This is a genomic window from Cobetia sp. QF-1, assembly GCF_002213105.1.
In the GTDB taxonomy this organism is placed as follows: Bacteria; Pseudomonadota; Gammaproteobacteria; order Pseudomonadales; family Halomonadaceae; genus Cobetia; species Cobetia crustatorum.
In genome coordinates this window covers 105,751-127,226 of the sequence record NZ_NBVS01000010.1, presented here as the reverse complement: position 1 = coordinate 127,226, position 21,476 = coordinate 105,751, and the positions used below count along the sequence as shown (strand labels likewise).

Below are 21,476 nucleotides of genomic sequence, written 5' to 3'. Positions count from 1 at the left end.
CTGTCGCTGGTGCTCTGCCCGGTGATGTCGGTGACCACGACGCTGAAGCTGTCGGTGATGTCGCCGTCAGTGTGGTCTTCGCTCGCGCCATCTTCGACGTAGCTATAGGTGACCTCACCGGTGCCGGCGTCGTAGCCGGTCACGGTCAGGGTGCCTTCGTCGGTGGTGATCTCGACCGGCGTGGTGCTGGCGTCGCTGATGTCGATGCCGCCGATGGTGACAGCGGCAATTCCGGCGGTGGCCGCGACCGTGAAGCTGCCGGTGACGGTGTCGCCGGTGGCTTCGGTGACGCTGTTGTCGGCGTCACCACTGATGTCAGTGATGGTCGGCACGCCATCGGTGGAGCCGTCGACGGTGATGGTCAGCGTGGTGCTGGAGGTGTCGCCATCGGCGTCGGTGATCGTGTAGCTGAATTCGTCAGCCAGTGACTCACCGTCGTCCAGCGACTGCACGGCCGGATTGGTGGTGTCGAGCACATAGCTGTAGCTGCCGTCGGCTTCGAGCGTCAGCGTGCCGTAGTCGCCGGTGACGACTGCGGCGGCATCTGCGGTGACGGTGCTGCCATCGACGGCAGTGACCGTGGTGGCGTCCGCACCCAGGGTGTCAGCGGTGTCATTGGCGCCGTCGATGACGTTGCCGTCGAGTGCCGTGGTGGTGTCTTCGCCGAGGTTGCGGGTGTCGGCGTTGGCGACCGGGGCGGTATCGAGGATCGCGATGTCCAGGCTGTCGCTGGTGCTCTGCCCGGTGATGTCGGTGACCACGACGCTGAAGCTGTCGGTGATGTCGCCGTCAGTGTGGTCTTCGCTCGCGCCATCTTCGACGTAGCTATAAGTGACCTCACCGGTGCCCGCGTCGTAGCCGGTCACGGTCAGGGTGCCTTCGTCGGTGGTGATCTCGACCGGCGTGGTGCTGGCGTCGCTGATGTCGATGCCACCGATGGTGACGGTATCGATGCCCGCTTCCGCGGCGACCGTGAAGCTGCCGGTGACGGTGTCGCCGGTGGCTTCGGTGACGCTGTTGTCGGCCGTGGCACTGATGTCAGTGATGGTCGGTGCGCCATCGGTGGAGCCGTCGACGGTGATGGTCAGCGTGGTGCTGGAGGTGTCGCCATCGGCGTCGGTGATCGTGTAGCTGAATGCGTCAGCCAGGCTCTCGCCATCATCCAGCGACTGCACGGCCGGATTGGTGGTGTCGAGCACATAGCTGTAGCTGCCGTCGGCTTCAAGCGTCAGCGTGCCGTAGCTGCCGGTGACGACCGTCGAATCATCTGCGGTGACGGCGGACGCACTCCCGCCGTCCGGCGTGACGCTGGTCACGCTGGTGGCGTCCGCGCCCAGGGTGTCAGCGGTGTCATTGGCGCCGTCGATGACGTTGCCGTCGAGCGCCGTGGTGGTGTCTTCGCCGAGGTTGCGGGTGTCGGCGTTGGCGACCGGGGCGGTATCGAGGATCGCGATGTCCAGGCTGTCAGTGCTGCTCTGCCCGGTGATGTCGGTGACCACGACCGCGAAGCTGTCGGTGATGTCGCCGTCAGTGTGGTCTTCGCTCGCGCCATCTTCGACGTAGCTATAAGTGACCTCACCGGTGCCGGCGTCGTAGCCGGTCACGGTCAGGGTGCCTTCGTCGGTGGTGATCTCGACCGGCGTGGTGCTGGCGTCGCTGATGTCGATGCCGCCAATGGTGACAGCGGCAATTCCGGCGGTGGCCGCGACCGTGAAGCTGCCGGTGACGGTGTCGCCGGTGGCTTCGGTGACGCTGTTGTCGGCGTCACCACTGATGTCAGTGATGGTCGGTGCGCCATCGGTGGAGCCGTCGACGGTGATGGTCAGCGTGGTGCTGGAGGTGTCGCCATCGGCGTCGGTGATCGTGTAGCTGAATTCGTCAGCCAGGCTCTCGCCATCATCCAGCGACTGCACGGCCGGATTGGTGGTGTCGAGCACATAGCTGTAGCTGCCATCACTGTTGAGCGTCAGCGTGCCGTAGTCGCCGGTGACGACTGCGGCGGCATCTGCCGTGACGGTGCTGCCATCGACGGCAGTGACCGTGGTGGCATCCGCGCCCAGGGTGTCGGCGGTATCGTTGGCGCCGTCGATGACGTTGCCGTCGAGGGCCGTGGTGGTGTCTTCGCCGAGGTTGCGCGTGTCGGCGTTGGCGACCGGGGCGGTGTCGAGGATCGCGATGTCCAGGCTGTCGCTGGTGCTCTGCCCGGTGATGTCGGTGACCACGACGCTGAAGCTGTCGGTGATGTCGCCGTCGGTGTGATCTTCGCTCGCGCCATCTTCGACGTAGCTGTAGGTGACCTCACCGCTGTCGGCGTCGTAGCCGGTCACGGTCAGGGTGCCTTCGTCGGTGGTGATCTCGACCGGCGTGGTGCTGGCGTCGCTGATGTCGATGCCACCAATGGTGACAGCGGCAATCCCGGCGGTGGCCGCGACCGTGAAGCTGCCGGTGACGGTGTCGCCGGTGGCTTCGGTGACGCTGTTGTCGGCCGTGGCACTGATGTCAGTGATGGTCGGCACGCCATCGGTGGCACCGTCGACGGTGATGGTCAGCGTGGTGCTGGAGGTGTCGCCATCGGCGTCGGTGATCGTGTAGCTGAATTCGTCAGCCAGTGACTCACCGTCGTCCAGCGACTGCACGGCCGGATTGGTGGTGTCGAGCACATAGCTGTAGCTGCCGTCGGCTTCAAGCGTCAGCGTGCCGTAGCTGCCGGTGACGACCGTCGAATCATCTGCGGTGACGGCGGACGCACTCCCGCCGTCCGGCGTGACGCTGGTCACGCCGGTGGCATCCGCACCCAGGGTGTCAGCGGTGTCATTGGCGCCGTCGATGACGTTGCCGTCGAGTGCCGTGGTGGTGTCTTCGCCGAGGTTGCGGGTGTCGGCGTTGGCGACCGGTGAGCTCTTGCTCGCCATCCAACGCACTCCCTTGTGATTCCCCACCTAGATAGCCAGCCACCATACGCGCAGGAAGCCCTGCAGATCGCGCCAGGAAAACACTGGTGGAGGCATAGTGCGTGCAGTAACCACTCTGGCTATCAAACAGGAAGTCATCAACACGACTCTGCCCTTCGATACGTGGCGGCGTTAGCGTGTAATGGAAAGGATTACGATTGAAGTGTTGAAATAGCAGTCGCAGAAACTGCCGGGGATCTCCTCTCGCCTGTTGCATCAGCTGTCGGGCGAATTCATGCGCGCGAGGATTGCCTGTATCTGGCAGCAGCATATTGAGACGCTGCATCCACTGTGGAGCGGTGGAAGGAGGCGCGCCAGAGGACGCAAGCTGTAACAGTTCACGTGTATTGAGCGACGTCAGCCCTTCGAGTGTGCCATCGACTAGATAGCGCGCCTCACGATCACTGGCTAGTGGCGCACCGAGGCTCGGACGCCAAGGCCGCGGGTCTGGCTCGAGCAATAATTCATAATGATGGCGGGCAGCCTCACCGCTGACACGACGACTATTTAGCGCATAACGCGATGACGCCCCGCCCAATGCACGTTGTAGATGCTCGGTCGTTGCGCGTGACCAACGCACGCCATCGAACAGACTCAGAGTATAGACGCGCCAGTAACGCTGAGAGGTAGCAGGCAACTCACCGTCAAAACGCGCCCTGAACGCTAGTGCATCACTGCGTCCTAGCGCAGCAATATCCCCGGGAGAAACACTGTCGGTGAGCCCGGTCGTCGCTTCATTGAGCTGAGGGACATTCCACAACGGTGGCAGACGCGGAAACAACACGAATAGTCCCAGCATCAATGGCAGGGACAAGCCCATCAGCCAGGCCGTTTCACGCAGCGCCTCACGACGGGCACGCGCGCCAGCGATCAATACCAGACCACCGATGAGCCAACTGACCGTCAGCACTGCTGCTACCGCCATCAGAGGGCCTTGGTCGTGCAAGAAAGCGGACGCCAGCACCACGAAGCCGAGACCACACACCACCCGGCCATCACGTAGACTGTCTGTTTCCAATAACTTGAGTAGATAGATACCGACCAGCAGGCCAATCATCGCTTCCAGCTGCAGCATCTGTCCGTACTCAAGAAACAGTCCTGCTGCCACCAGGGAAATCGCCGCCAGTCGTAATAAAATGCCAGCGCGCGGTACACGAGCGCGCAGCTGCTGAAAACGCCATAGTGCTGCCAGCAAGGCAGGCAACCCTAGCCATACCGGCATCCACAGTAGATGCAGCAATAGCACCAGGCATTGACCGATAAACAGATGACGTAGTTCGAGCCAGCCTAGCGCCTGATCCGGTGTCAGCGGTTTACGCTGCCACCAGTGGTGCTTCGTGCCGTTTGTATTGTCGTTTGTCATGCAGCGCCACCTTGCATCATGCCGCGCCCCTTCCAGACCTGCCACGCTCTGCTACGGCGAGCTGCTGAGCTGACCAAGGCAACACCCGCTCACCGCCAAACAATGCCAACGCTTCTAGAACACGATGCCGATGCGCACCACCACTGGCGATGGACAGCGTTTGTCCCGGAAGACGCAGGCCGTAAGTCGCCTGCGCCTCTTCAGCCGCCAGCACACGCGCCGTCAACTCGCCGAGGCGTTGTTCCATATCCCCTCGACACGCCTCGTAGTCAAGCCACAAAGAAGGCCGTGCTGGCGTCTCGAAACGCTTTGTCACCAACTCGCCACTTCTCCCCCAGTGCTTCCAGGCTATATGTGATGGCGCATCCCCCGGCACATAACGACGCAATCCAGCGAAATCACCCTGTTCTACTTGCTCAAGCGTTCGGCGACTGCCTTGTGGTGCAGAGGGCAACTCAGGTTGCGGATAAATGAGCACCGGCATATCAATGGCAACCCAAGCCCACAGACGCACCAGCCCTAATGGCCAGCGGGATTCGAGCGTCAGTGTCGGTAACGTGAACTGGCCACGCACGGCAACAGACAGACCAAGCGGCGCACTCCCCTCACCGGCATGAATTTCGAGACGCTGCTTGCTGTCACCCAGCCGCACATCAATCGCATGCGCACGTAACCGGCCACTCAAGCGCACCACGAGTCTTAGCTCTCCACCTGCATACGCCTCACCGTCGGCCGCCAACTTGACTCGAACGCCAGCCAGATTCCGCCAACTGCGAAAGATGCTAATCAATGCCAGCGAGAACAGCCAAAATGCCAGCCCATGCGCCAGAGAATTCTCGTAGTTGATCCCCAGCAACAGTAGCAATACCACCAGCACCGCCCAGAACAGACCAAAGGGCGTCGGCAGTATCATGAGCCTGGCATGATGAAGCGCTTCGCCTCCCCCAATGGACATCCGCCGCGTCATTCGCGCCTTCAAGCGCGCCCAACTGCTACCCCCTGGCACCCTATTCATGCGGGAATCACAGCCACCTGCCCCAAGAGATGGCGTGCCACGGCATCACCTTCCGACACACTTCCCTCACAGAGGCGATGACCTACCACTGATGCCCATACCGCCTGTACATCTTCTGGCAGCACGTAATCGCGACCAGCCAGCAACGCCCATCCACGCGCCGCACTGGCCAATGCCAGCACGCCACGTGTCGACAGTCCGTAAGCCACCTCGGGAGAGCTACGCGTTGCAGCCACCAGTGCCTGTAGATAGTCCAATAACGGATCCGATAAACGGACACGCTCGACTGCCGCCTGCCACTCCTTCAATAGTGCCACGGGCAATAAAGGTCGCAGGGCCTCGATATGCTGACGCCCGGCATTTCCCTTGAGAACTTCACGCTCGGCGGCAGGCTCCGGATAACCCAGTGAAATGCGCATCAAAAAGCGATCCAGCTGTGATTCGGGTAACGGGAAGGTGCCGGCCTGCTGAAGAGGGTTCTGAGTGGCAATCACGAAGAAAGGATCGGGCAAGCGGCGCGTTTCGCCCTCTACGGTGACCTGGCGCTCTTCCATTGCCTCAAGCAAGGCGCTCTGGGTCTTGGGGGTGGCACGATTGATCTCATCGGCCAATACCAGCGAGTGAAAGACAGGACCCGGATGAAAACGGAAGCTGCTTTCGCGAGGATCAAAGACCGACACACCGAGGATATCCGTTGGCAGCAAATCACTGGTGAACTGGACACGCTGCATATCAGCGCCAATCAAGCGCGCCAACCCTTGCGCCAGAGTCGTCTTGCCAAGACCCGGAAGATCTTCAATCAATACATGCCCGCGACACAGCAGACAACACAACGCGAGGCGTATCTGGCGAGGCTTGCCTGCCAGTACGGTCGATAGCGCAGTCTCGACCTCTTCAAGTTGTTGCAGCGATACCTTGGCATTCATGCATGAACTCCAGGACTGAGATAAAAAAGAGTGCGCTGGCGCAGTCACGGATATGCCACTCACTCACTTACCCGCTCCCATGGAAAGGAAGCCATCGCGAATCAGGCGCTCGAGAGCCATACGGCTGTCAGGCGTTGAAGGGTGCAATTCCAGCGCTTTTTCAGGCGTCACCCAAAAGGCATCAGCGACCTCTTCGGCCTGAAGCGTCAACGGCCCGTCATGGCGAACGAGATAGGCACTCCCAAAAACATGATTGGTGGCATCGGTGTAGCAGAAATCAAAGCAATGCCTGAGCGGCGCACCACGCACGCCAATCTCTTCTTCAAGCTCACGCTGTGCTGCGATATGTACAGCTTCACCAGCTCCCACCACTCCCCCACTAGCCAAATCGAAATAGCCCGGAAATACCTCTTTGCTCAGCGTACGTTTCTGAATGCACAGTTCTCCATGCTTGTTGAGAACAAACGCATAGGTGGCACGATGCCAGTAGCGATATTGGCGCATAAAGCGACGCGGCGCCGTGCCACATGGGCGGTTTTTCGCATCAACCAGCTGAATGATTTCGTCCTGGATCACCGTTCCCTGTTCCTTGCCTGTCCTTGAGTCAAATCGATGCAATGCACCGAGCAATGCGTCTCACGGTAGCAGAATGCAACGCGACTGCCTTCAACTCCACTGCCACGCCACGGGTGTCCTACGCTTTAAACATCCCCCTCGTGACAGGAAACCATGATGCCTGAGCCACGCCCGTTGCCTCCCTCTGAACATCTGCCACCTTACACACGACACATGACATGCCGTGATGAGGCACTCAACCAAGCCGAACCACCGCTCCGCCAAGCCTTCGTCGATGATCGCCCGTTACGCGAGGCCTTGCGCCGCGAGGCTCCTGGCCTGTCGCCGCTGGTGCTGACACGCCTGGCCGAACTTGGTACAGCCGTTGGCTCTGCCGACACCCGCGCATTGGGATTTGCTGCCAATCTTCACGCCCCGCAACTGCTTACCCATGACCCTCAGGGACGCCGCCTGGATGAGGTCGAGTATCATCCGGCATACCACCAGCTGATGCGACTGGCACTGGAAGGTGGTTGGCACAGTGTCGCCTGGGAAGAAGAGGGTCATGGTGGGCACCAGGCTCATGTGGCAGCTCTCTATCTGCTGACACAGGCAGAGCCAGGCTTCTGCTGCCCCATCACCATGACTCATGCGGTCTGGCCAGCACTGCGTCAGGATGAGGCGTTGGCCACTTTCTGGAAACCACGCCTGCGGGCCCGCGCCTACGACCCTTTATCACGCTCTCCGCGTGACAAACACAGCGCCATCTTTGGCATGGCAATGACAGAGCGTCAGGGGGGCAGTGATGTGCGCACCAACCTTACTCGAGCCGACGCGACAGCTGATGGCTACCGCCTCAATGGCCACAAGTGGTTCATGAGTGCACCAATGTCAGACGCCTTCCTGACACTGGCTCAGCTCGATGAAGGGCTGACCTGCTTCGTGATACCGCGACGCCGCGAAGATGGCAGCCACAACGGTCTACAACTGCAACGCCTCAAGGACAAGTGTGGCAATCGCGCCAATGCGTCCAGCGAGGTCATGCTAATTGATGCACAGGGGCAGCGATTGGGCGAGCCCGGACGCGGCATCACCACCATCATCGAGATGGTGCACCAGACGCGGCTCGATGCCGCCACCGCACCTGTCGCACTGATGCGTCAGGCGCTTGTCGAAGCTCTGCATCATTGCCAACAGCGTCACGCCTTTGGGCAACCACTGGCCAGACAGCCATTGATGCAGCAGGTACTGGCAGATCTCGCGCTGGAAGTGGAAGCAGGCATCGCCCTATGCTTGCGAATTGCGCGCCAATTTGATGATGCCGTAGCAGACGACGAAGCTCGACCACTAGCTCGCCTTGCACCAGCGATCGCAAAATACTGGCACAATCGACGTAGTCCCGGCCTGCTGGCAGAAGCGATGGAATGCCTAGGAGGCAATGGCTATATAGAAGAGCACTTGATGGCACGTCTGTATCGTGAGGCGCCAGTGAATGCCATCTGGGAAGGCTCGGGCAACGTGTTGTGTCTTGACGTGCTGCGCACGCTGGCGCGCTACCCGCAGGCTGGTGAATCTCTGATGGCCGAGCTATCCGCAGCGGGAGGCCAGCACCATGAATACGACACGGCCTTGGCTGCCTTTGAACACAGTCGATTGCTTCAAGAGCCAGAAGAAGCGCAGGCACGCCAGCTAGTGCAGTCCCTCGCCGTCCTGTGGCAAGCCGCACTGCTCATACAGCATGCCCCTCAGCCAGTGGCAGACGCCTTCTGCGCCACACGACTCAGCGGCGGCATCCCTGGCGCCAGCGGCGTATCCGGCCTCCCTCGTGGTATGTCGTCCGCCCAGATACTGAGCCGAGTACTGCCATGACTTCCAAGAGAAAGACCTCCAGCGTGACATCACTTTTTACTCGTCAAGCCTGCTGCCTACTACTGGCGTGCACTCCACCATTGACACCATGGCTCGCCGTTCACGCCAGTGACACTGTTATCAGCACTCCCGCTCCACTTGAGGTCGAGCATGCCTTCGCACTCCCCACACCACCAGGTGCGATGACTGGCGCTCTCTACCTGACACTGATGCCCTCCAAGGGAACAGCGACCCTGATAGGGGCCAGCACACCGTGGGCACAAGTCATCGAGATGCACGACATGCAACTCACCAATGACCGCATGCAGATGAAGAAACTCGATAGCCTCCCGGCCCAGGCAGACATGCCTCTCAAGATGATACCCGGGGGCGGCCCGCACCTCATGCTGATTGGTCTATCACAACCTCTCACTGCGGGGAGCAAGATCCCGCTGACCCTGCAATTTCTCGCACGGCCTGACATCCATATTGAGGTACCAGTGAAAGACTATGACGCTGTCATGGCCTCCACTGCTGCTCAATAAGTGTCGCAGACTGATAACTCCCTCCTCGATCATCACTCACGTATTTATCAAGCACACAACGCAAAGCCCCCTGACACAGAATGCCAGGGGGCTTGAATATATTCATCGCGCTATCGATTACTGCATGCATTACGCCAAGTGGGCTTGCTGATAACGCCTATCTCTCTGTGACGCTCGCTCATCAAGCCCCCATCACCACACGTAACGCCAATGCCAACAACACCACGCCAGTCAGACGATTGATCCACACCGAATGCGCCTGCAGCCATGGCAATACCCGCGAATGAGATAACACCAACGCCACCAGCACGTACCAGGCTCCATCGATCACCATTGCCGTAAGCACCACCAACCACTTACCAGCCACACTCATATCCGGCGTAATGAACTGACTGAGCAGCGCAACAAAGAACAGGATAAGCTTGGGATTGGCTAGTGCCACCAGCAAACCATCACGCGCCGCCATCGAGCGCGAAGTACTGGCTTTCTGCGCCTCCAACGCGCCTCCGCTCCCTGATCGGAGCGCCTTGAACCCTAGCCACGCCAGATACACCGCCCCAAGCAGCATTACTACGCGAAAGGCTTCGGGATAATGCGCCACCAGCGCCCCCAGACCCCACGCTGTCGCAGCTGCATAGATACCGACCCCGAATGCATGGCTCACTCCAGCCACTACCCCAGAGCTTCTCCCGCCCCCCAAGGTATGTCGCAACACCATCGCCAGACTCGGCCCAGGCGACATGGCGCCCATCGCGCAAAGAGCAACAAGTGACAGCCAGAGATTCAGCGGCATCCAGTGCATGGCAGTATCCATTCATCATTCAAATAGGGTGTGGATAAAACAAAATTGAGGCACAACGATGCCCATCAGCGTGTATTAGCACAATATGCTCACGGCTAAAGGCTAAATAGCGGACACGACAAAACGCACTGAATAAGCGCGTAAGGGAGCTACCAAGAGTCCAAGAGATGCAACAAGATGCTATACAGAAAGATAGTGCTGACTGCTGCGATGTGACACAAAGCACCGGCAAGCAAGAAGGGCTACTACGAGGGAGATAATACCAGGCTACTGACGTTAGACGTTGAGCCATTGATTTTTAACATGGTGCCGGTGGTCGGACTCGAACCGACACGCCTATTAAGCGGCGGATTTTGAATCCGCTGCGTCTACCAATTCCGCCACACCGGCAACGGGTCGAAATTATACGGAATATTGCACCAAGGTCAATGATTTTTAGTGCTAGATCAGCGGCCTGCAAGATATCGCCATATTGCCCCCTTTTTGGACGACATGATGAAGTCCACGAGCAGGGCTTCGCGTCAGGCGTGGCATTCGCTATCATGGGCGACCTTTTTTCACCTGCCCTGTTAAGAGCCTCATGAATCGCTCCACAGGAGCAGGAGTACTATCTTCCCTTATTTGCATGTACGCATGCAGCGATGCGCCTTGTGTGCGTCGTTCTATCAGAGCTTCACGTTGGCCATGTCACGTATCGATTCTGGTGATGCCTCGAGCGTTGCCACCCCAGCTATCGCTCGTCCGCTCATGCGTAGCGATTACGACTTCAGTCTCCCAGACGAGCTGATTGCCCGCTATCCGTCCGAGCAACGTAGCAACTGTCGCCTGTTGCATCTGGATGGCAAGAGCGGTGATATCGCGCACCGTCGCTTCCCGGAGTTGATAGAGCTGCTGGAACCCGGCGATGTCGTGGTATTCAACGACACCCGCGTCATTCCGGCACGTCTGCATGGCCACAAGGCGTCTGGCGGCAAGATCGAGATGCTGCTGGAACGTCCGCTGGATGCACAGCGTGGGCTGGCGCATATTCGCTCGAGTAAGTCTCCGAAACCAGGTACCGAGCTCATCTTTGAAGGCGGTATCACCGCCGTCGTCGAAGGTCGTCAGGATGCATTGTTCGAGCTGCGTTTCCACGGCGAAACGCCGATGATCGAGCTACTCAATCAGCATGGCCATATGCCACTCCCGCCTTATATCACCCGTGACGATGAGCTGTCGGATCGCGAACGCTATCAGACAGTCTATGCCAAGCGCGATGGGGCGGTTGCAGCCCCGACGGCTGGACTGCATTTTGACGAGCCAATGATGGCCGCGATGGCCAACAAGGGTATCGAGACTACCTTTGTCACGCTGCATGTGGGTGCCGGCACCTTCCAGCCAGTGCGTGTCGACAGCATCCTCGAACACCACATGCACAGCGAATGGATCGACGTCGGCCAGGACACCTGCGACAAGATTGCCAGAGCCCGCGCCAACGGACACCGTGTCATGGCGATCGGAACCACTAGCGTGCGCTGCCTGGAAAGCGCTGCAAAGGCGCACGGTGGAACACTGGCCCCCTACTCCGGCGACACCGACATCTTCATCTATCCGGGTTATGAGTGGCAGGTAGTCGATCGACTGATCACCAACTTCCACCTTCCCGAATCAACGCTGCTGATGCTGGTCTCGGCCTTCGCTGGTTACGAAAACACCATGGCCGCCTACCAGGCTGCCGTGGAAGAACGCTATCAGTTCTTCAGCTATGGCGATGCCATGCTGCTCGAACGCGTCTAATTCTGGCAAAACGAATTCCAGCAACTCCCTGCGATTGATCAGGGGCACGACAACAGCCCAGCCCCACGTCATGAGCAGTTAACGCGACGTGCGCTACCCTACTGACATACCAGCTGCGGCCTGTTTCGCCGCCAAGCGAAGAGAGAATCATGCGTAAAGAATGCTTCATGAGTTTCGAAAAGCTCGCCACCGATGGCCGTGCACGTCGCGGCCGCATGACCTTCCCACGTGGCACCGTAGAGACTCCGGCGTTCATGCCGGTTGGCACCTACGGCACCGTCAAGGGCATGACGCCGGAGTCCATCAAGGAAATCGGCGCCGAGATGATTCTCGGCAACACCTTCCACCTGTGGCTACGCCCAGGCACGGAAGTCATCGAAGCCCATGGCGACCTGCATGACTTCGCGCAGTGGGACAAGCCGATTCTGACCGATTCCGGCGGTTTCCAGGTCTTCTCGCTGGGCAAGACGCGCAAGATCACCGAGCAAGGCGTGCACTTCCGTTCACCGGTCGATGGCTCCAAGGTCTTCATGGGCCCGGAAGAGTCCATGGCCGTTCAACGCTCGCTCGGCTCCGACATCGTGATGATCTTCGATGAGTGCACGCCCTATCCGGCGACTCATGACGAAGCTCGCAAGTCGATGGAGATGTCGCTGCGCTGGGCTCAGCGCTCCTACGATGCACACGGCGATTCACCGTCAGCCCTATTCGGCATCATTCAGGGCGGTATGTATCCGGACCTGCGTGAGCAGTCACTGGAAGGCCTGAAGAAGATCGACTTCGACGGCTACGCCATCGGCGGTCTGTCAGTGGGCGAGCCAAAAGAAGAGATGATCAAGGCTCTCGATTACCTGCCCGAGTGGATGCCGGAAGACAAGCCACGTTACCTGATGGGCGTCGGCAAGCCGGAAGATCTCGTTGAAGGCGTGCGTCGTGGCGTCGACATGTTCGACTGCGTGATGCCGACCCGCAACGCGCGCAACGGCCACCTGTTTACACCGACCGGCACAGTCAAGATTCGCAACGCCGTCCACAAGCGTGATACGTCACCGCTGGACCCAGAGTGTGATTGCTATACCTGCACCAATTTCTCACGCGGTTATCTGCATCACCTTGATCGTTGTGGAGAAATGCTCGGCTCAATGCTCAACACTATCCACAATCTGCGCTACTACCAGACCGTCATGGCTGGTTTGCGCGGTGCAATTGAAGCGGGTACATTGCAGGACTTCGTGGAACAGTTTTATGCCGCGCGCGGCCTGCCAGTGCCGCCGCTGGCCGACTGATCGGTTTACGGCCGGAGGGTTCGCCATCCGGCTCGGACTCGTCTCGCGCTCCCCATTGCATTCGTCAGACTGCATGCATCAGGAAAGAACGGGCACGAGTCGGCGGTTCATGAAACCGTCAGTTGAAAGCTGTCAGTTAAAAATCAGGCTCATCGCACAACAACAGTTCACCCGTAACCTCTGGAGATACACATGCTGGAATTTCTCATTCCTGCCGCACACGCTGAAGCTGAGGCCGGCATTGCCGGTGGCGGCGCTATCGGTCAGATTGTCATGCTGGTCGGTTTCGTGGTCATTTTCTACTTCCTGCTGTGGCGCCCGCAGTCCAAGCGCGCCAAGGAACACAAGAACCTGATCGGCAACCTGGCCAAGGGTGACGAGATCGTCATCGGCGGCGGTCTGGTCGGGCGCATCACCAAGGTCAACGAACAGTTCCTCACCATGGAGCTGAACGAAGGCAACGAAGTCAACGTGCAGAAATCTGCCGTGGCCGCAGTACTTCCGAAGGGCACCATCAAGTCCATCTGATCCCCTCCTGCTGCCGGCCCCTGTGCCGGCAGCATGCTTTTTCTCTCCCGCTCCACCAAGGACAGGGCTGCCATGCTCAACCGCTATCCGCTTTGGAAGTACCTGGTCATCTGCCTGGTACTTGCCGTCGGCGTGATCTACGCATTGCCGAACCTTTACCCCGAAGACCCGGCCGTGCAGATCAGTGCCGCCAGCGGCGCCGAGGCCGTCGACCAGCAAGATCTCGATCGTGCCATCAGCGCACTGGAAAACGCAGGCATTACGCCCAAGTCCCAAGAACTCAACGGCTCCACCGGCCTGATTCGCCTCACCAGCAACGACCAGCAACTGCGTGCCAAAGAGCTCGTCAGTGATACGCTCGGCGACAACATCATCGTCGCGTTGAACCTGGCCGATGCAACGCCCGCATGGCTCTCAAGCCTTGGCGCTTCACCGATGAAGCTGGGTCTTGATCTGCGAGGAGGGGTCCACTTCCAGCTGGAAGTCGACATGGACGCCGCCGTCAAGCAACGCCTGGAAGTCAACGCCAGCGCGATCAAGGAAATGCTACGCGAGGAGCGTATCCGCTACCGCGGCAGCGAAGTCAACGACGGTACGTTAAGCCTGACCTTCTCCGATGGCGACGACCTCTCAAAGTCCCGCTCACTGATCTCACGGGACTTCCAGGATTTCGAGTTTGATGAGCGTGATGTCGAACGCGGCTCCGTGCTCGACCTCAAGCTGACGGCGACCGCCGTCAAGCAGATTCAGGATTATGCGGTCAATCAAAACCTGACCACGATCCGTAACCGCGTCAATGAGCTAGGCGTCTCCGAGCCACTGGTTCAGCGCCAGGGGCCGAACCGCATCGTAGTTGAGCTGCCAGGCGTGCAGGACACTGCCGCTGCCAAGCGCGTATTGGGCGCCACAGCCAATCTCGAGTTCCGGCTCGAGGCGACCAACGACACCCCGGCCAGTGAAATGGAAAGCTTTGCCTTCCGCAGCCAGCCAGGTCGTACCGCCAACATCATGAAAGACGTGATCATCAGCGGTGACAGCGTGTCCAGTGCCAGCACCAGCTTTGATGAAAGTGGCCGCCCGCAGGTCAACATCAACCTGGATGGCACCGGCGGTTCGATCATGAACCGCGTGACGCGCGCTGCGATCGGTCGCAACATGGCGGTGCTGTTCATTGAGCACAAGACACGCACCCGCACGACGATGGAAGACGGTGAAAAGGTCGAAAAGCGCATTCCGTACACCGAGAAAGGGCTGATCAGCCTGGCGACGATACAGAGTGCATTGGGTAACCGCTTCCGCATCACCGGCCTCGACTCTCCAACAGAAGCCAAGGAGCTATCGCTGCTGCTGCGTTCCGGCTCGCTGGCTGCGCCGATTTACTTTGTGCAAGAACGCACGATCGGCCCAAGCCTGGGAGCGGAAAATATCGCAAGCGGCATTCTGTCCGTTGAGCTAGGCCTGCTGCTGGTCGTGCTGTTCATGCTGGCGCGTTACAAGGCCTTCGGCATAGTCGCCAACGTTGCACTGACCGCGAACCTGGCGATCTTGATTGCCGCAATGTCGATGCTGGGTGCAACGCTGACCCTACCGGGTATCGCAGGTATCGTGCTGACCCTCGGTATGGCAGTAGATGCGAATGTGTTGATCTTCGAACGTATCCGCGAGGAAATGCGCACCAAGATGCCGCTCCATCAGGCTATCCATACCGGCTTCGAGCGTGCATTCACCTCTATCGTCGATGCGAACATCACCACCCTGCTGGTCGCGGTGATCCTGTTCTCCATCGGTAGCGGGCCGGTCAAAGGCTTCGCGGTGACGCTGTCCATCGGCATTCTGACGTCGATGTTCACGGCGATCATGATGTCGCGCGGCATCATCAATCTTGCCATTGGCGGCAAGACACTCAAGAAACTCTGGATCTGAGGGGCCATCGTGATGCGACAGTTTGACTTCATGAGCAAGCGGCGCGCGGCCTTCATCGTCTCCATCGTGTTGACGATCGTGGCCATTGGCGCCCTTGTGATTCACGGCCTGAACCTGGGTCTCGACTTTACCGGCGGCACCTTGGTAGAAGTGAAATATCAGGTTGCACCGGCCCTTGAAAGCATCCGCCAGACGCTGGATGCCGCTGGCTACAAGGATGTCTCGGTGCAAACCTTCGGGGCAAGCAACGAGATTCTGGTACGCCTGCAACAGAGCTTCGAAGCCGGCATCGGCAACGATATCGTCGCCCAGCTTCAAGGGACCGGCGATCAGGTCAGCCTGGTACGTGCAGAGTTCGTCGGCGCACAGGTTGGCGATCAGCTACGCGACCAATCTGGCCTTGGCATGCTGCTCGCACTGGCGGTAGTGATGGTCTATGTGGCCTTCCGCTTCCAGTACAAGTTCGCACTCGGCGCACTGATCTCACTGGGTCACGATGTCGTGATTCTCCTGGGTATCTTTGCCCTGTTCGGGTTCGACTTTGACCTGACCGTACTGGCTGCAGTACTGGCCGTGATTGGTTACTCGTTGAACGACACCATCATCGTCTACGACCGCATTCGCGAGAACATTCGTAAATCGCGGACTGACGATATGCCGGCGATCTTCAACGACGCGATCAATGCCACGCTGTCACGTACGCTCTCCACCTCCGGCACCACGTTGCTGGTGCTGTTGGCACTGTTCTTCCTCGGCGGTGACATGATCCACAACTTCGCTATCGCGCTGATCATCGGCGTTGTCGCAGGCACCTTCTCTTCCATCTATGTGGCGGCAGCATTGCTACTGGTGGTGGGCCTGAAGCGTGTGGACCTGATTCCGCCACCCAAGGAGCAGTTTGAAGACGGCGCGCCCTGAGCACTTGAATCGGCTGCACTGCACTTCATTGCGCTATCGTCCCAGGCATCTCTGGCGGCGGTAGCGCAAATGCCAGACACAAAAAAACCCACCTCGATGAGGTGGGTTTTTTTGTTCTCTTGATTCATCCTCACATGCATATTGCACATGCAGAGGACTCGTCAGAGTTTCGAGCCAGCCTTACAGGTGCGGCTGCATGGTCTGTGCCAGCGCTTTGTACAGGCGAGCACCAGCAGCCATCAATGCGCCTTCGACAACCACCACGGGCGTGCCATCGGCACTGCCGGCCAATGCACCACATTCCTTCAGGAACAGACTGGCGATCTCACTATCACCCGATTCCAGGCCCAGCACGTAGACAGCATCAACACGACCAGCCGCCAGTTCGAGCACGTCGAGCAATGCACAGCCACTGGTGCGTAGCGTGTTCAGCTGCGGGCCAACCTGCTGGATGATAGAGAGATAAGTCGTCAGGTAGCGCGAGCGCTGCCAGTCTTCCGGCAGGCCCATCGCCAGACGTGCGCCGTCGATGGACGTGGCATTGGTCACACGGATACGGTGACCGGAGTGCTGAGCACCGCGACCACGGCTGACGATGAATTCCTCGTCAGTAAAGGGCGCAATGACCACGGCGTGTTCGGCACGCCCCTTGAACAGGCAAACCACTGACAGGGCGAAACCTGAAGCGGCAGATGCCAGATTGGAATAACCATGCACCGGCTCAACACGCCAGTGGTAGTCAGAGCCTTGGCCTTCACCATCGCGATGGTCGGTATAACGGCCAGAAAGACCGTGCTGCGGATAGCCGCGCTCCAGCTGGCGCACGATGTGCGCTTCAGCGCGACGTGCAGTGTCTTCGATGAAGGTATCGAGATCTTTGTCGTTACGAGCGACTTCGATACGTTCACGAGCACGGACGAACTGCTCTGCGGCGCCGCGTGCAGCACGTAGCGCAAATTGGACCATCGGATGCATGATCAAAGCCTTGACGAGTCGGGAGCTGTTAAAGAACGGTGCATGACGCAATGCGGAACACAAGCAATGCGAAGCACAAGTCGTGCGCAACTGGAAGAGTAAGCACGTTGCAAAGCGCGGTGCGTAGTGCAATTTACGCAACGCGCTATATAGCGCAACATGCGACGACAGCGAGTGCCAATCGGATGGTGCGGTATAGCAGGACGGCGTAGTCTAGCAGAAGGTGTACATGGCTGCCATCGCCACACCCGACCTTGGTCGCGTTGCATGGCGACCAAGACAAGGCATGAATTCTCGCGACATCTGTCCTCGAACACACTCTGCTCACGCCTCGGCCACGATGCAGCAAACTGCTCCCTGTGGCGGCTTCATGCTAGGATATCGGGTTCTGACGCCCCATTATTCCTCAAGATCCGTTGGCTGCGTCAGCCGTCCTATCCTTCAATTGCTACCCTGGAAGTCCTCATGCTTGAACGTCTGCGCATTGTCCTGATCGGCACCAGCCATCCCGGCAACATCGGGGGAGCAGCTCGTGCCATGCTCAATATGGGCCTGGCCGACCTCGCACTGGTCGCACCACGCTGTCAGGTGCAATGTCAGGAGTCAGCCTCGCGCGCTTCAGGTGCCGATACTCTTGTCGCCAGCGCTCAGGTGCATGAAAGCCTGGAAGACGCCGTGGCAGATTGCAGTCTGGTCGTTGGCTGCAGCGCTCGCTCACGTAACTTGCCGTGGCCGATGATCACACCACGTGCCTTTGGCGCGACGCTCGCTGATGAGATTCGCCTGCCGGATGCCCGCGTCGCGATCGTATTCGGTCGTGAAGACTCAGGACTTTCCAACGAAGAGTTGCAGCGCTGTCATCGCCACGTCCATATTCCAACCAACCCTGATTTCAGCTCGCTGAATCTGGCAGCAGCGGTACAGGTGCTGGCATATGAGTGCCGCCAGGCATGGCTGGCCGAACAAGAGGCAGCCGGTGAAACACCACGAGCTGAAGATGACCAGCCCTTCGGCATCGATTGGGACAGCCCTCTGGCTAGCCACGCCGACCTTGAACGCCTGTTCGAACATCTGGAAAAGACGCTGATCAGCATTGACTTTCTAGACCCGGAACAGCCGCGCCAACTGATGGCCCGCCTGAGACGCCTTTACCTGCGCGCCCGCCCCGACAGCATGGAAATCAATATCCTGCGCGGTATTCTGTCAGCGGTAGACAAGCAGGCTCGTCAGGCACAGGCCGCCGCGGATTCCCGCGCTCATTGAGGACACGCCATGTTTATCCGACTGCGTGAAGACATTAATAGCGTCTTTGCCCGTGACCCGGCGGCGCGCAATTCTTTTGAAGTACTGACTAACTATCCGGGCTTGCACGCGCTGCTGGCTCACCGCATCAATCACTGGCTATGGCGTCATAATGCCAAATGGCTGGCGCGCACTGGTTCGACCCTGATGCGCTGGCTGACTGGTATCGAAATCCACCCTGGTGCCACCATCGGACGCCGCTTCTTCATCGATCACGGCATGGGCGTCGTGATCGGTGAGACTGCACTGATCGGCGATGATGTGACGCTCTATCACGGCGTCACGCTAGGCGGCACCACTTGGAATGCTGGCAAGCGTCACCCGACACTAGGCGATGGCGTCATCGTCGGTGCCGGCGCCAAGATTCTCGGCCCATTCACGGTCGGCGCCGGTGCCAAGGTCGGCTCCAACGCCGTGGTCACTCGTGAAGTACCTGCTGGAGCTACCGTGGTTGGCATTCCCGGCAAGATCGTCAAGCGAGCCGAACCGGATGTCGATGATACGCCCGCGATCGACCCCGAAAGTCGTGAAGCCATGAAAGAGAAGTTCGGCTTCGACGCCTACGGGATGGGACAGGACATGCCTGATCCGGTTGCGCGCTCCATGCACGCCATGCTTGATCACATGCACGCTGTGGACAAGCGCATCGAACAGATGTGCGGCACCCTGCGCAAACTGGATGCCAGCTACCGTGCCGGCCATCTGCCAGAACTCGATGATGCTGACTTCGCGCAGTTGATCGATGAGCTGGGGCCATGTGGCGAAGACGCGACAGCGGCCAAGGCAAGTACTGTCACTGAAGTAGTCACGCCGGGGCCTGATACTGCGGATGAGCAATCCAGCCCTCAGCGCCAGCATGGATAAAGTTGACTATTTCAGTCGGGATTGACCGCGAATCGTCGGCTCACCATAATGGATGGCCTGACTTGCGCTCATCCGGTCGCTGCTTCGTCACGATAAGCCAGTCACTACGAGGTGGCGGTGAAGCATGAGCTTCACCGCCACGCTTGATGATATCTGCCCCACCAGCTCACGGGTTTTGCCATGCGCCTGACCACCAAGGGACGTTACGCCGTCACCGCGATGCTCGATCTGGCGCTGCATGCCAAGTGCGGGCCGACCTGTCTAGCCGATATCTCCGGGCGCCAAGGCATCTCGTTATCGTATCTGGAGCAGTTGTTCGCTCGCCTGCGACGCGCCGGTCTCGTCAAGAGTGTGCGCGGCCCCGGTGGCGGCTACCTGCTCGATACCGAGCTTGAGGCCACCTCTGTGGCGCGCATCATTGATGCCGTCAATGAGTCAGTGGATGCCACACGCTGCCAGGGACTGTCAGACTGTCAGTCGGGCGATACGTGCCTGACGCATCACCTATGGTGCGACCTGTCTGACGAGATACACGGCTTTCTTGATGGCATCAGTCTAGCGGACCTGGTCGCGCGCGAAGAGATACGCCACATCGCCAGCCGGCAGCGCGAGGCCTGCGAACCTATTCCCATCACCTTGATGGAAGGCGGCTAATCGGCGGCGATCAACATCGCCGCCGATTAGCCGCGCCCTGCACTTGCAACATCCAGCGCCTCTTACTTCAGCTAGTCGTGTTTTCAGGAAGTCACCATGTCCCAGCCGATCTATCTCGATTATGCCGCCACCACGCCTGTCGACCCACGGGTCGCCGAGCTGATGATGCGCCACCTGACGCTGGACGGCACCTTCGCCAACCCAGCCTCGCGTAGCCATATGCCTGGCTGGCTAGCCGAACAGGCTGTCGAGGGTGCGCGCCGTCAGGTAGCTGAGTTGATTGGCGCCGACCCTCGAGAGATCGTCTGGACCAGCGGTGCTACCGAAGCCAACAACCTGGCATTGAGCGGCTACATGCGCGCCAATGCCGAGCGTGGCCATCACCTGATTACATCGACCATCGAGCACAAGGCGATTCTAGACACCGCCAGCGCGCTGGAAGCAGAAGGCTTCAACGTCACGCGCATTGCCCCTCAGCCGGATGGTCGTATCAGTCCCGAGAGCCTGCGTGAGGCGCTGCGTGACGATACCGTGCTGGTATCACTGATGGCGGTCAACAATGAGCTAGGCAGTATCAATGACCTCGAAACACTCGGCACCATCGCACGTGAACACGGCGCCGCCTTCCATGTCGATGCTGCTCAGGCACCCGGCAAGGTGAAGATTGACGTCAGCCAGCAGCCAATTGATCTGCTGTCGCTATCGGCTCACAAGGCCTATGGCCCAAAGGGGATCGGTGCGCTTTATGTACGCCGCCAACCGCAGGTCAAGATCGATGCACTGATTCATGGTGGCGGACATGAGCGCGGCATGCGCTCCGGCACCCTGCCAACGCATCAGATTGTTGGGATGGGAGAGGCCTATCGCCTATCCAGCGAGCAGTTTGATATCGATCAGCAGCATCTGATTGCCCTGCGTGCACAATTTTTGGCGGGTCTCCGCGAGATTGAAGGCGTGCACTTCAATACTGATATCGAAGTCAGCGTGCCCCACATCCTCAACCTCGCCTTTGATGGCGTCGAGGGTGAAGCACTCTTGATGGCACTGCGTGGCATCGCGATTTCTACCGGCTCGGCCTGCAACTCCGCCAGCGTCGAACCTTCATTTGTACTCACCGGCATTGGGGTATCCCGTCCGTTGGCGCTAGCATCGCTACGCTTTAGTTTTGGACGATTCACTACCATTGCCGACATTGATTCCGCGCTCTCTGAACTCAGGCATGCCCTGAGCGCACTGCGCGCCTGA

General features: G+C 59.3%; 18 protein-coding genes and 1 tRNA gene. 11 read left to right on the top strand and 8 right to left on the bottom strand.

Going from position 1 to position 21,476, the window contains the following annotated elements:
- The 5 genes from CFN46_RS15510 to CFN46_RS15490 all read right to left on the bottom strand — a co-directional run.
- On the bottom strand, positions 1-2,912 hold a 2,912-nt coding region (locus CFN46_RS15510), incomplete at its 3' end, for a VCBS domain-containing protein (RefSeq protein ID WP_217897843.1).
- On the bottom strand, positions 2,812-4,314 hold the full coding sequence (locus CFN46_RS15505) for a DUF3488 and transglutaminase-like domain-containing protein (RefSeq protein ID WP_088744058.1): 1,503 nt from the start codon (positions 4,312-4,314) through the stop codon (positions 2,812-2,814). The genes CFN46_RS15510 and CFN46_RS15505, both read right to left, overlap by 101 nt.
- 16 nt (positions 4,315-4,330) lie before the next feature.
- A complete protein-coding gene (locus tag CFN46_RS15500; protein ID WP_176426501.1) occupies positions 4,331-5,269 on the bottom strand; it encodes a DUF58 domain-containing protein in 939 nt (312 codons plus the stop codon).
- A 56-nt stretch (positions 5,270-5,325) separates the two neighbouring features.
- On the bottom strand, positions 5,326-6,255 hold the full coding sequence (locus CFN46_RS15495) for a MoxR family ATPase (protein WP_088744054.1): 930 nt from the start codon (positions 6,253-6,255) through the stop codon (positions 5,326-5,328).
- 63 nt (positions 6,256-6,318) lie between these two features.
- Entirely contained in the window at positions 6,319-6,885 is a 567-nt protein-coding gene (locus tag CFN46_RS15490; protein WP_246116629.1) for an NUDIX hydrolase, read from the bottom strand.
- 102 nt (positions 6,886-6,987) lie between these two features.
- Here CFN46_RS15490 and CFN46_RS15485 point away from each other — a divergent pair, with 102 nt between their 5' ends.
- Together CFN46_RS15485 and CFN46_RS15480 are read left to right on the top strand one after the other, a co-directional pair.
- A complete protein-coding gene (locus CFN46_RS15485) occupies positions 6,988-8,679 on the top strand; it encodes an acyl-CoA dehydrogenase family protein (RefSeq protein WP_254918518.1) in 1,692 nt (563 codons plus the stop codon).
- Positions 8,676-9,203, top strand: coding sequence for a copper chaperone PCu(A)C (locus tag CFN46_RS15480; protein ID WP_084488084.1), 528 nt, complete (start codon positions 8,676-8,678; stop codon positions 9,201-9,203). Before CFN46_RS15485 ends, CFN46_RS15480 begins: the two co-directional genes overlap by 4 nt.
- A 181-nt stretch (positions 9,204-9,384) precedes the next feature.
- On the opposite strand, the gene CFN46_RS15475 is transcribed toward CFN46_RS15480, so the two are convergent.
- Both CFN46_RS15475 and CFN46_RS15470 read right to left on the bottom strand, forming a co-directional pair.
- Positions 9,385-9,996: a LysE family translocator gene (locus tag CFN46_RS15475; RefSeq protein WP_024952358.1), complete on the bottom strand. Its 612-nt coding sequence runs from the start codon at positions 9,994-9,996 to the stop codon at positions 9,385-9,387.
- Positions 9,997-10,309: 313 nt separating this feature from the next.
- Positions 10,310-10,395, bottom strand: a tRNA-Leu gene (locus CFN46_RS15470).
- 294 nt (positions 10,396-10,689) lie between these two features.
- On the opposite strand from CFN46_RS15470, the gene queA reads away from it, so the two are divergent.
- The 5 genes from queA (at position 10,690) to secF (ending at position 16,436) form a co-directional block, all read left to right on the top strand.
- Positions 10,690-11,781, top strand: a complete 1,092-nt coding sequence (gene queA, locus CFN46_RS15465; protein WP_217897846.1) for a tRNA preQ1(34) S-adenosylmethionine ribosyltransferase-isomerase QueA — start codon at positions 10,690-10,692, stop codon at positions 11,779-11,781.
- A gap of 149 nt (positions 11,782-11,930) precedes the next feature.
- Positions 11,931-13,067, top strand: a complete 1,137-nt coding sequence (gene tgt, locus CFN46_RS15460; RefSeq protein WP_024952370.1) for a tRNA guanosine(34) transglycosylase Tgt — start codon at positions 11,931-11,933, stop codon at positions 13,065-13,067.
- A 192-nt stretch (positions 13,068-13,259) separates the two neighbouring features.
- Positions 13,260-13,595 carry a preprotein translocase subunit YajC gene (gene yajC, locus CFN46_RS15455; RefSeq protein WP_024952371.1) on the top strand — a complete coding sequence of 112 codons (336 nt, stop codon included), beginning with the start codon at positions 13,260-13,262 and terminating at the stop codon, positions 13,593-13,595.
- A gap of 72 nt (positions 13,596-13,667) precedes the next feature.
- A complete protein-coding gene (gene secD / locus CFN46_RS15450; protein ID WP_088744052.1) occupies positions 13,668-15,518 on the top strand; it encodes a protein translocase subunit SecD in 1,851 nt (616 codons plus the stop codon).
- Positions 15,519-15,530: 12 nt separating this feature from the next.
- Positions 15,531-16,436, top strand: a complete 906-nt coding sequence (gene secF / locus CFN46_RS15445) for a protein translocase subunit SecF (RefSeq protein ID WP_024952373.1) — start codon at positions 15,531-15,533, stop codon at positions 16,434-16,436.
- A 180-nt stretch (positions 16,437-16,616) separates the two neighbouring features.
- Here secF and CFN46_RS15440 read toward each other — a convergent pair whose 3' ends face one another.
- Positions 16,617-17,411, bottom strand: coding sequence for an inositol monophosphatase family protein (locus CFN46_RS15440; RefSeq protein WP_024952374.1), 795 nt, complete (start codon positions 17,409-17,411; stop codon positions 16,617-16,619).
- 465 nt (positions 17,412-17,876) lie between these two features.
- Here CFN46_RS15440 and CFN46_RS15435 point away from each other — a divergent pair, with 465 nt between their 5' ends.
- The 4 genes from CFN46_RS15435 to CFN46_RS15420 all read left to right on the top strand — a co-directional run bounded on the left by CFN46_RS15435 (position 17,877) and on the right by CFN46_RS15420 (position 21,476).
- On the top strand, positions 17,877-18,674 hold the full coding sequence (locus CFN46_RS15435) for an RNA methyltransferase (RefSeq protein WP_024952375.1): 798 nt from the start codon (positions 17,877-17,879) through the stop codon (positions 18,672-18,674).
- Between the two features lie 9 nt (positions 18,675-18,683).
- Entirely contained in the window at positions 18,684-19,577 is an 894-nt protein-coding gene (cysE, locus tag CFN46_RS15430) for a serine O-acetyltransferase (RefSeq protein WP_088744051.1), read from the top strand.
- Positions 19,578-19,757: 180 nt separating this feature from the next.
- Positions 19,758-20,231, top strand: a complete 474-nt coding sequence (gene iscR, locus CFN46_RS15425; RefSeq protein ID WP_024952376.1) for a Fe-S cluster assembly transcriptional regulator IscR — start codon at positions 19,758-19,760, stop codon at positions 20,229-20,231.
- 96 nt (positions 20,232-20,327) lie between these two features.
- Complete coding sequence (locus tag CFN46_RS15420) at positions 20,328-21,476, top strand: aminotransferase class V-fold PLP-dependent enzyme (protein WP_088744049.1); 1,149 nt, start codon at positions 20,328-20,330, stop codon at positions 21,474-21,476.

What these genes read in the sequence shown, in the direction of transcription:
- CFN46_RS15505 (WP_088744058.1), bottom strand. Translation starts at nt 4,314, where the DNA reads ATGACAAACGACAATACAAACGGCACGAAGCACCACTGGTGGCAGCGT.
- CFN46_RS15500 (WP_176426501.1), bottom strand. Translation starts at nt 5,269, where the DNA reads ATGTCCATTGGGGGAGGCGAAGCGCTTCATCATGCCAGGCTCATGATA.
- CFN46_RS15495 (WP_088744054.1), bottom strand. Translation starts at nt 6,255, where the DNA reads ATGAATGCCAAGGTATCGCTGCAACAACTTGAAGAGGTCGAGACTGCG.
- CFN46_RS15485 (WP_254918518.1), top strand. Translation starts at nt 6,988, where the DNA reads ATGCCTGAGCCACGCCCGTTGCCTCCCTCTGAACATCTGCCACCTTAC.
- CFN46_RS15480 (WP_084488084.1), top strand. Translation starts at nt 8,676, where the DNA reads ATGACTTCCAAGAGAAAGACCTCCAGCGTGACATCACTTTTTACTCGT.
- CFN46_RS15475 (WP_024952358.1), bottom strand. Translation starts at nt 9,996, where the DNA reads ATGCCGCTGAATCTCTGGCTGTCACTTGTTGCTCTTTGCGCGATGGGC.
- queA (WP_217897846.1), top strand. Translation starts at nt 10,690, where the DNA reads ATGTCACGTATCGATTCTGGTGATGCCTCGAGCGTTGCCACCCCAGCT.
- tgt (WP_024952370.1), top strand. Translation starts at nt 11,931, where the DNA reads ATGCGTAAAGAATGCTTCATGAGTTTCGAAAAGCTCGCCACCGATGGC.
- yajC (WP_024952371.1), top strand. Translation starts at nt 13,260, where the DNA reads ATGCTGGAATTTCTCATTCCTGCCGCACACGCTGAAGCTGAGGCCGGC.
- secD (WP_088744052.1), top strand. Translation starts at nt 13,668, where the DNA reads ATGCTCAACCGCTATCCGCTTTGGAAGTACCTGGTCATCTGCCTGGTA.
- secF (WP_024952373.1), top strand. Translation starts at nt 15,531, where the DNA reads ATGCGACAGTTTGACTTCATGAGCAAGCGGCGCGCGGCCTTCATCGTC.
- CFN46_RS15440 (WP_024952374.1), bottom strand. Translation starts at nt 17,411, where the DNA reads ATGCATCCGATGGTCCAATTTGCGCTACGTGCTGCACGCGGCGCCGCA.
- CFN46_RS15435 (WP_024952375.1), top strand. Translation starts at nt 17,877, where the DNA reads ATGCTTGAACGTCTGCGCATTGTCCTGATCGGCACCAGCCATCCCGGC.
- cysE (WP_088744051.1), top strand. Translation starts at nt 18,684, where the DNA reads ATGTTTATCCGACTGCGTGAAGACATTAATAGCGTCTTTGCCCGTGAC.
- iscR (WP_024952376.1), top strand. Translation starts at nt 19,758, where the DNA reads ATGCGCCTGACCACCAAGGGACGTTACGCCGTCACCGCGATGCTCGAT.
- CFN46_RS15420 (WP_088744049.1), top strand. Translation starts at nt 20,328, where the DNA reads ATGTCCCAGCCGATCTATCTCGATTATGCCGCCACCACGCCTGTCGAC.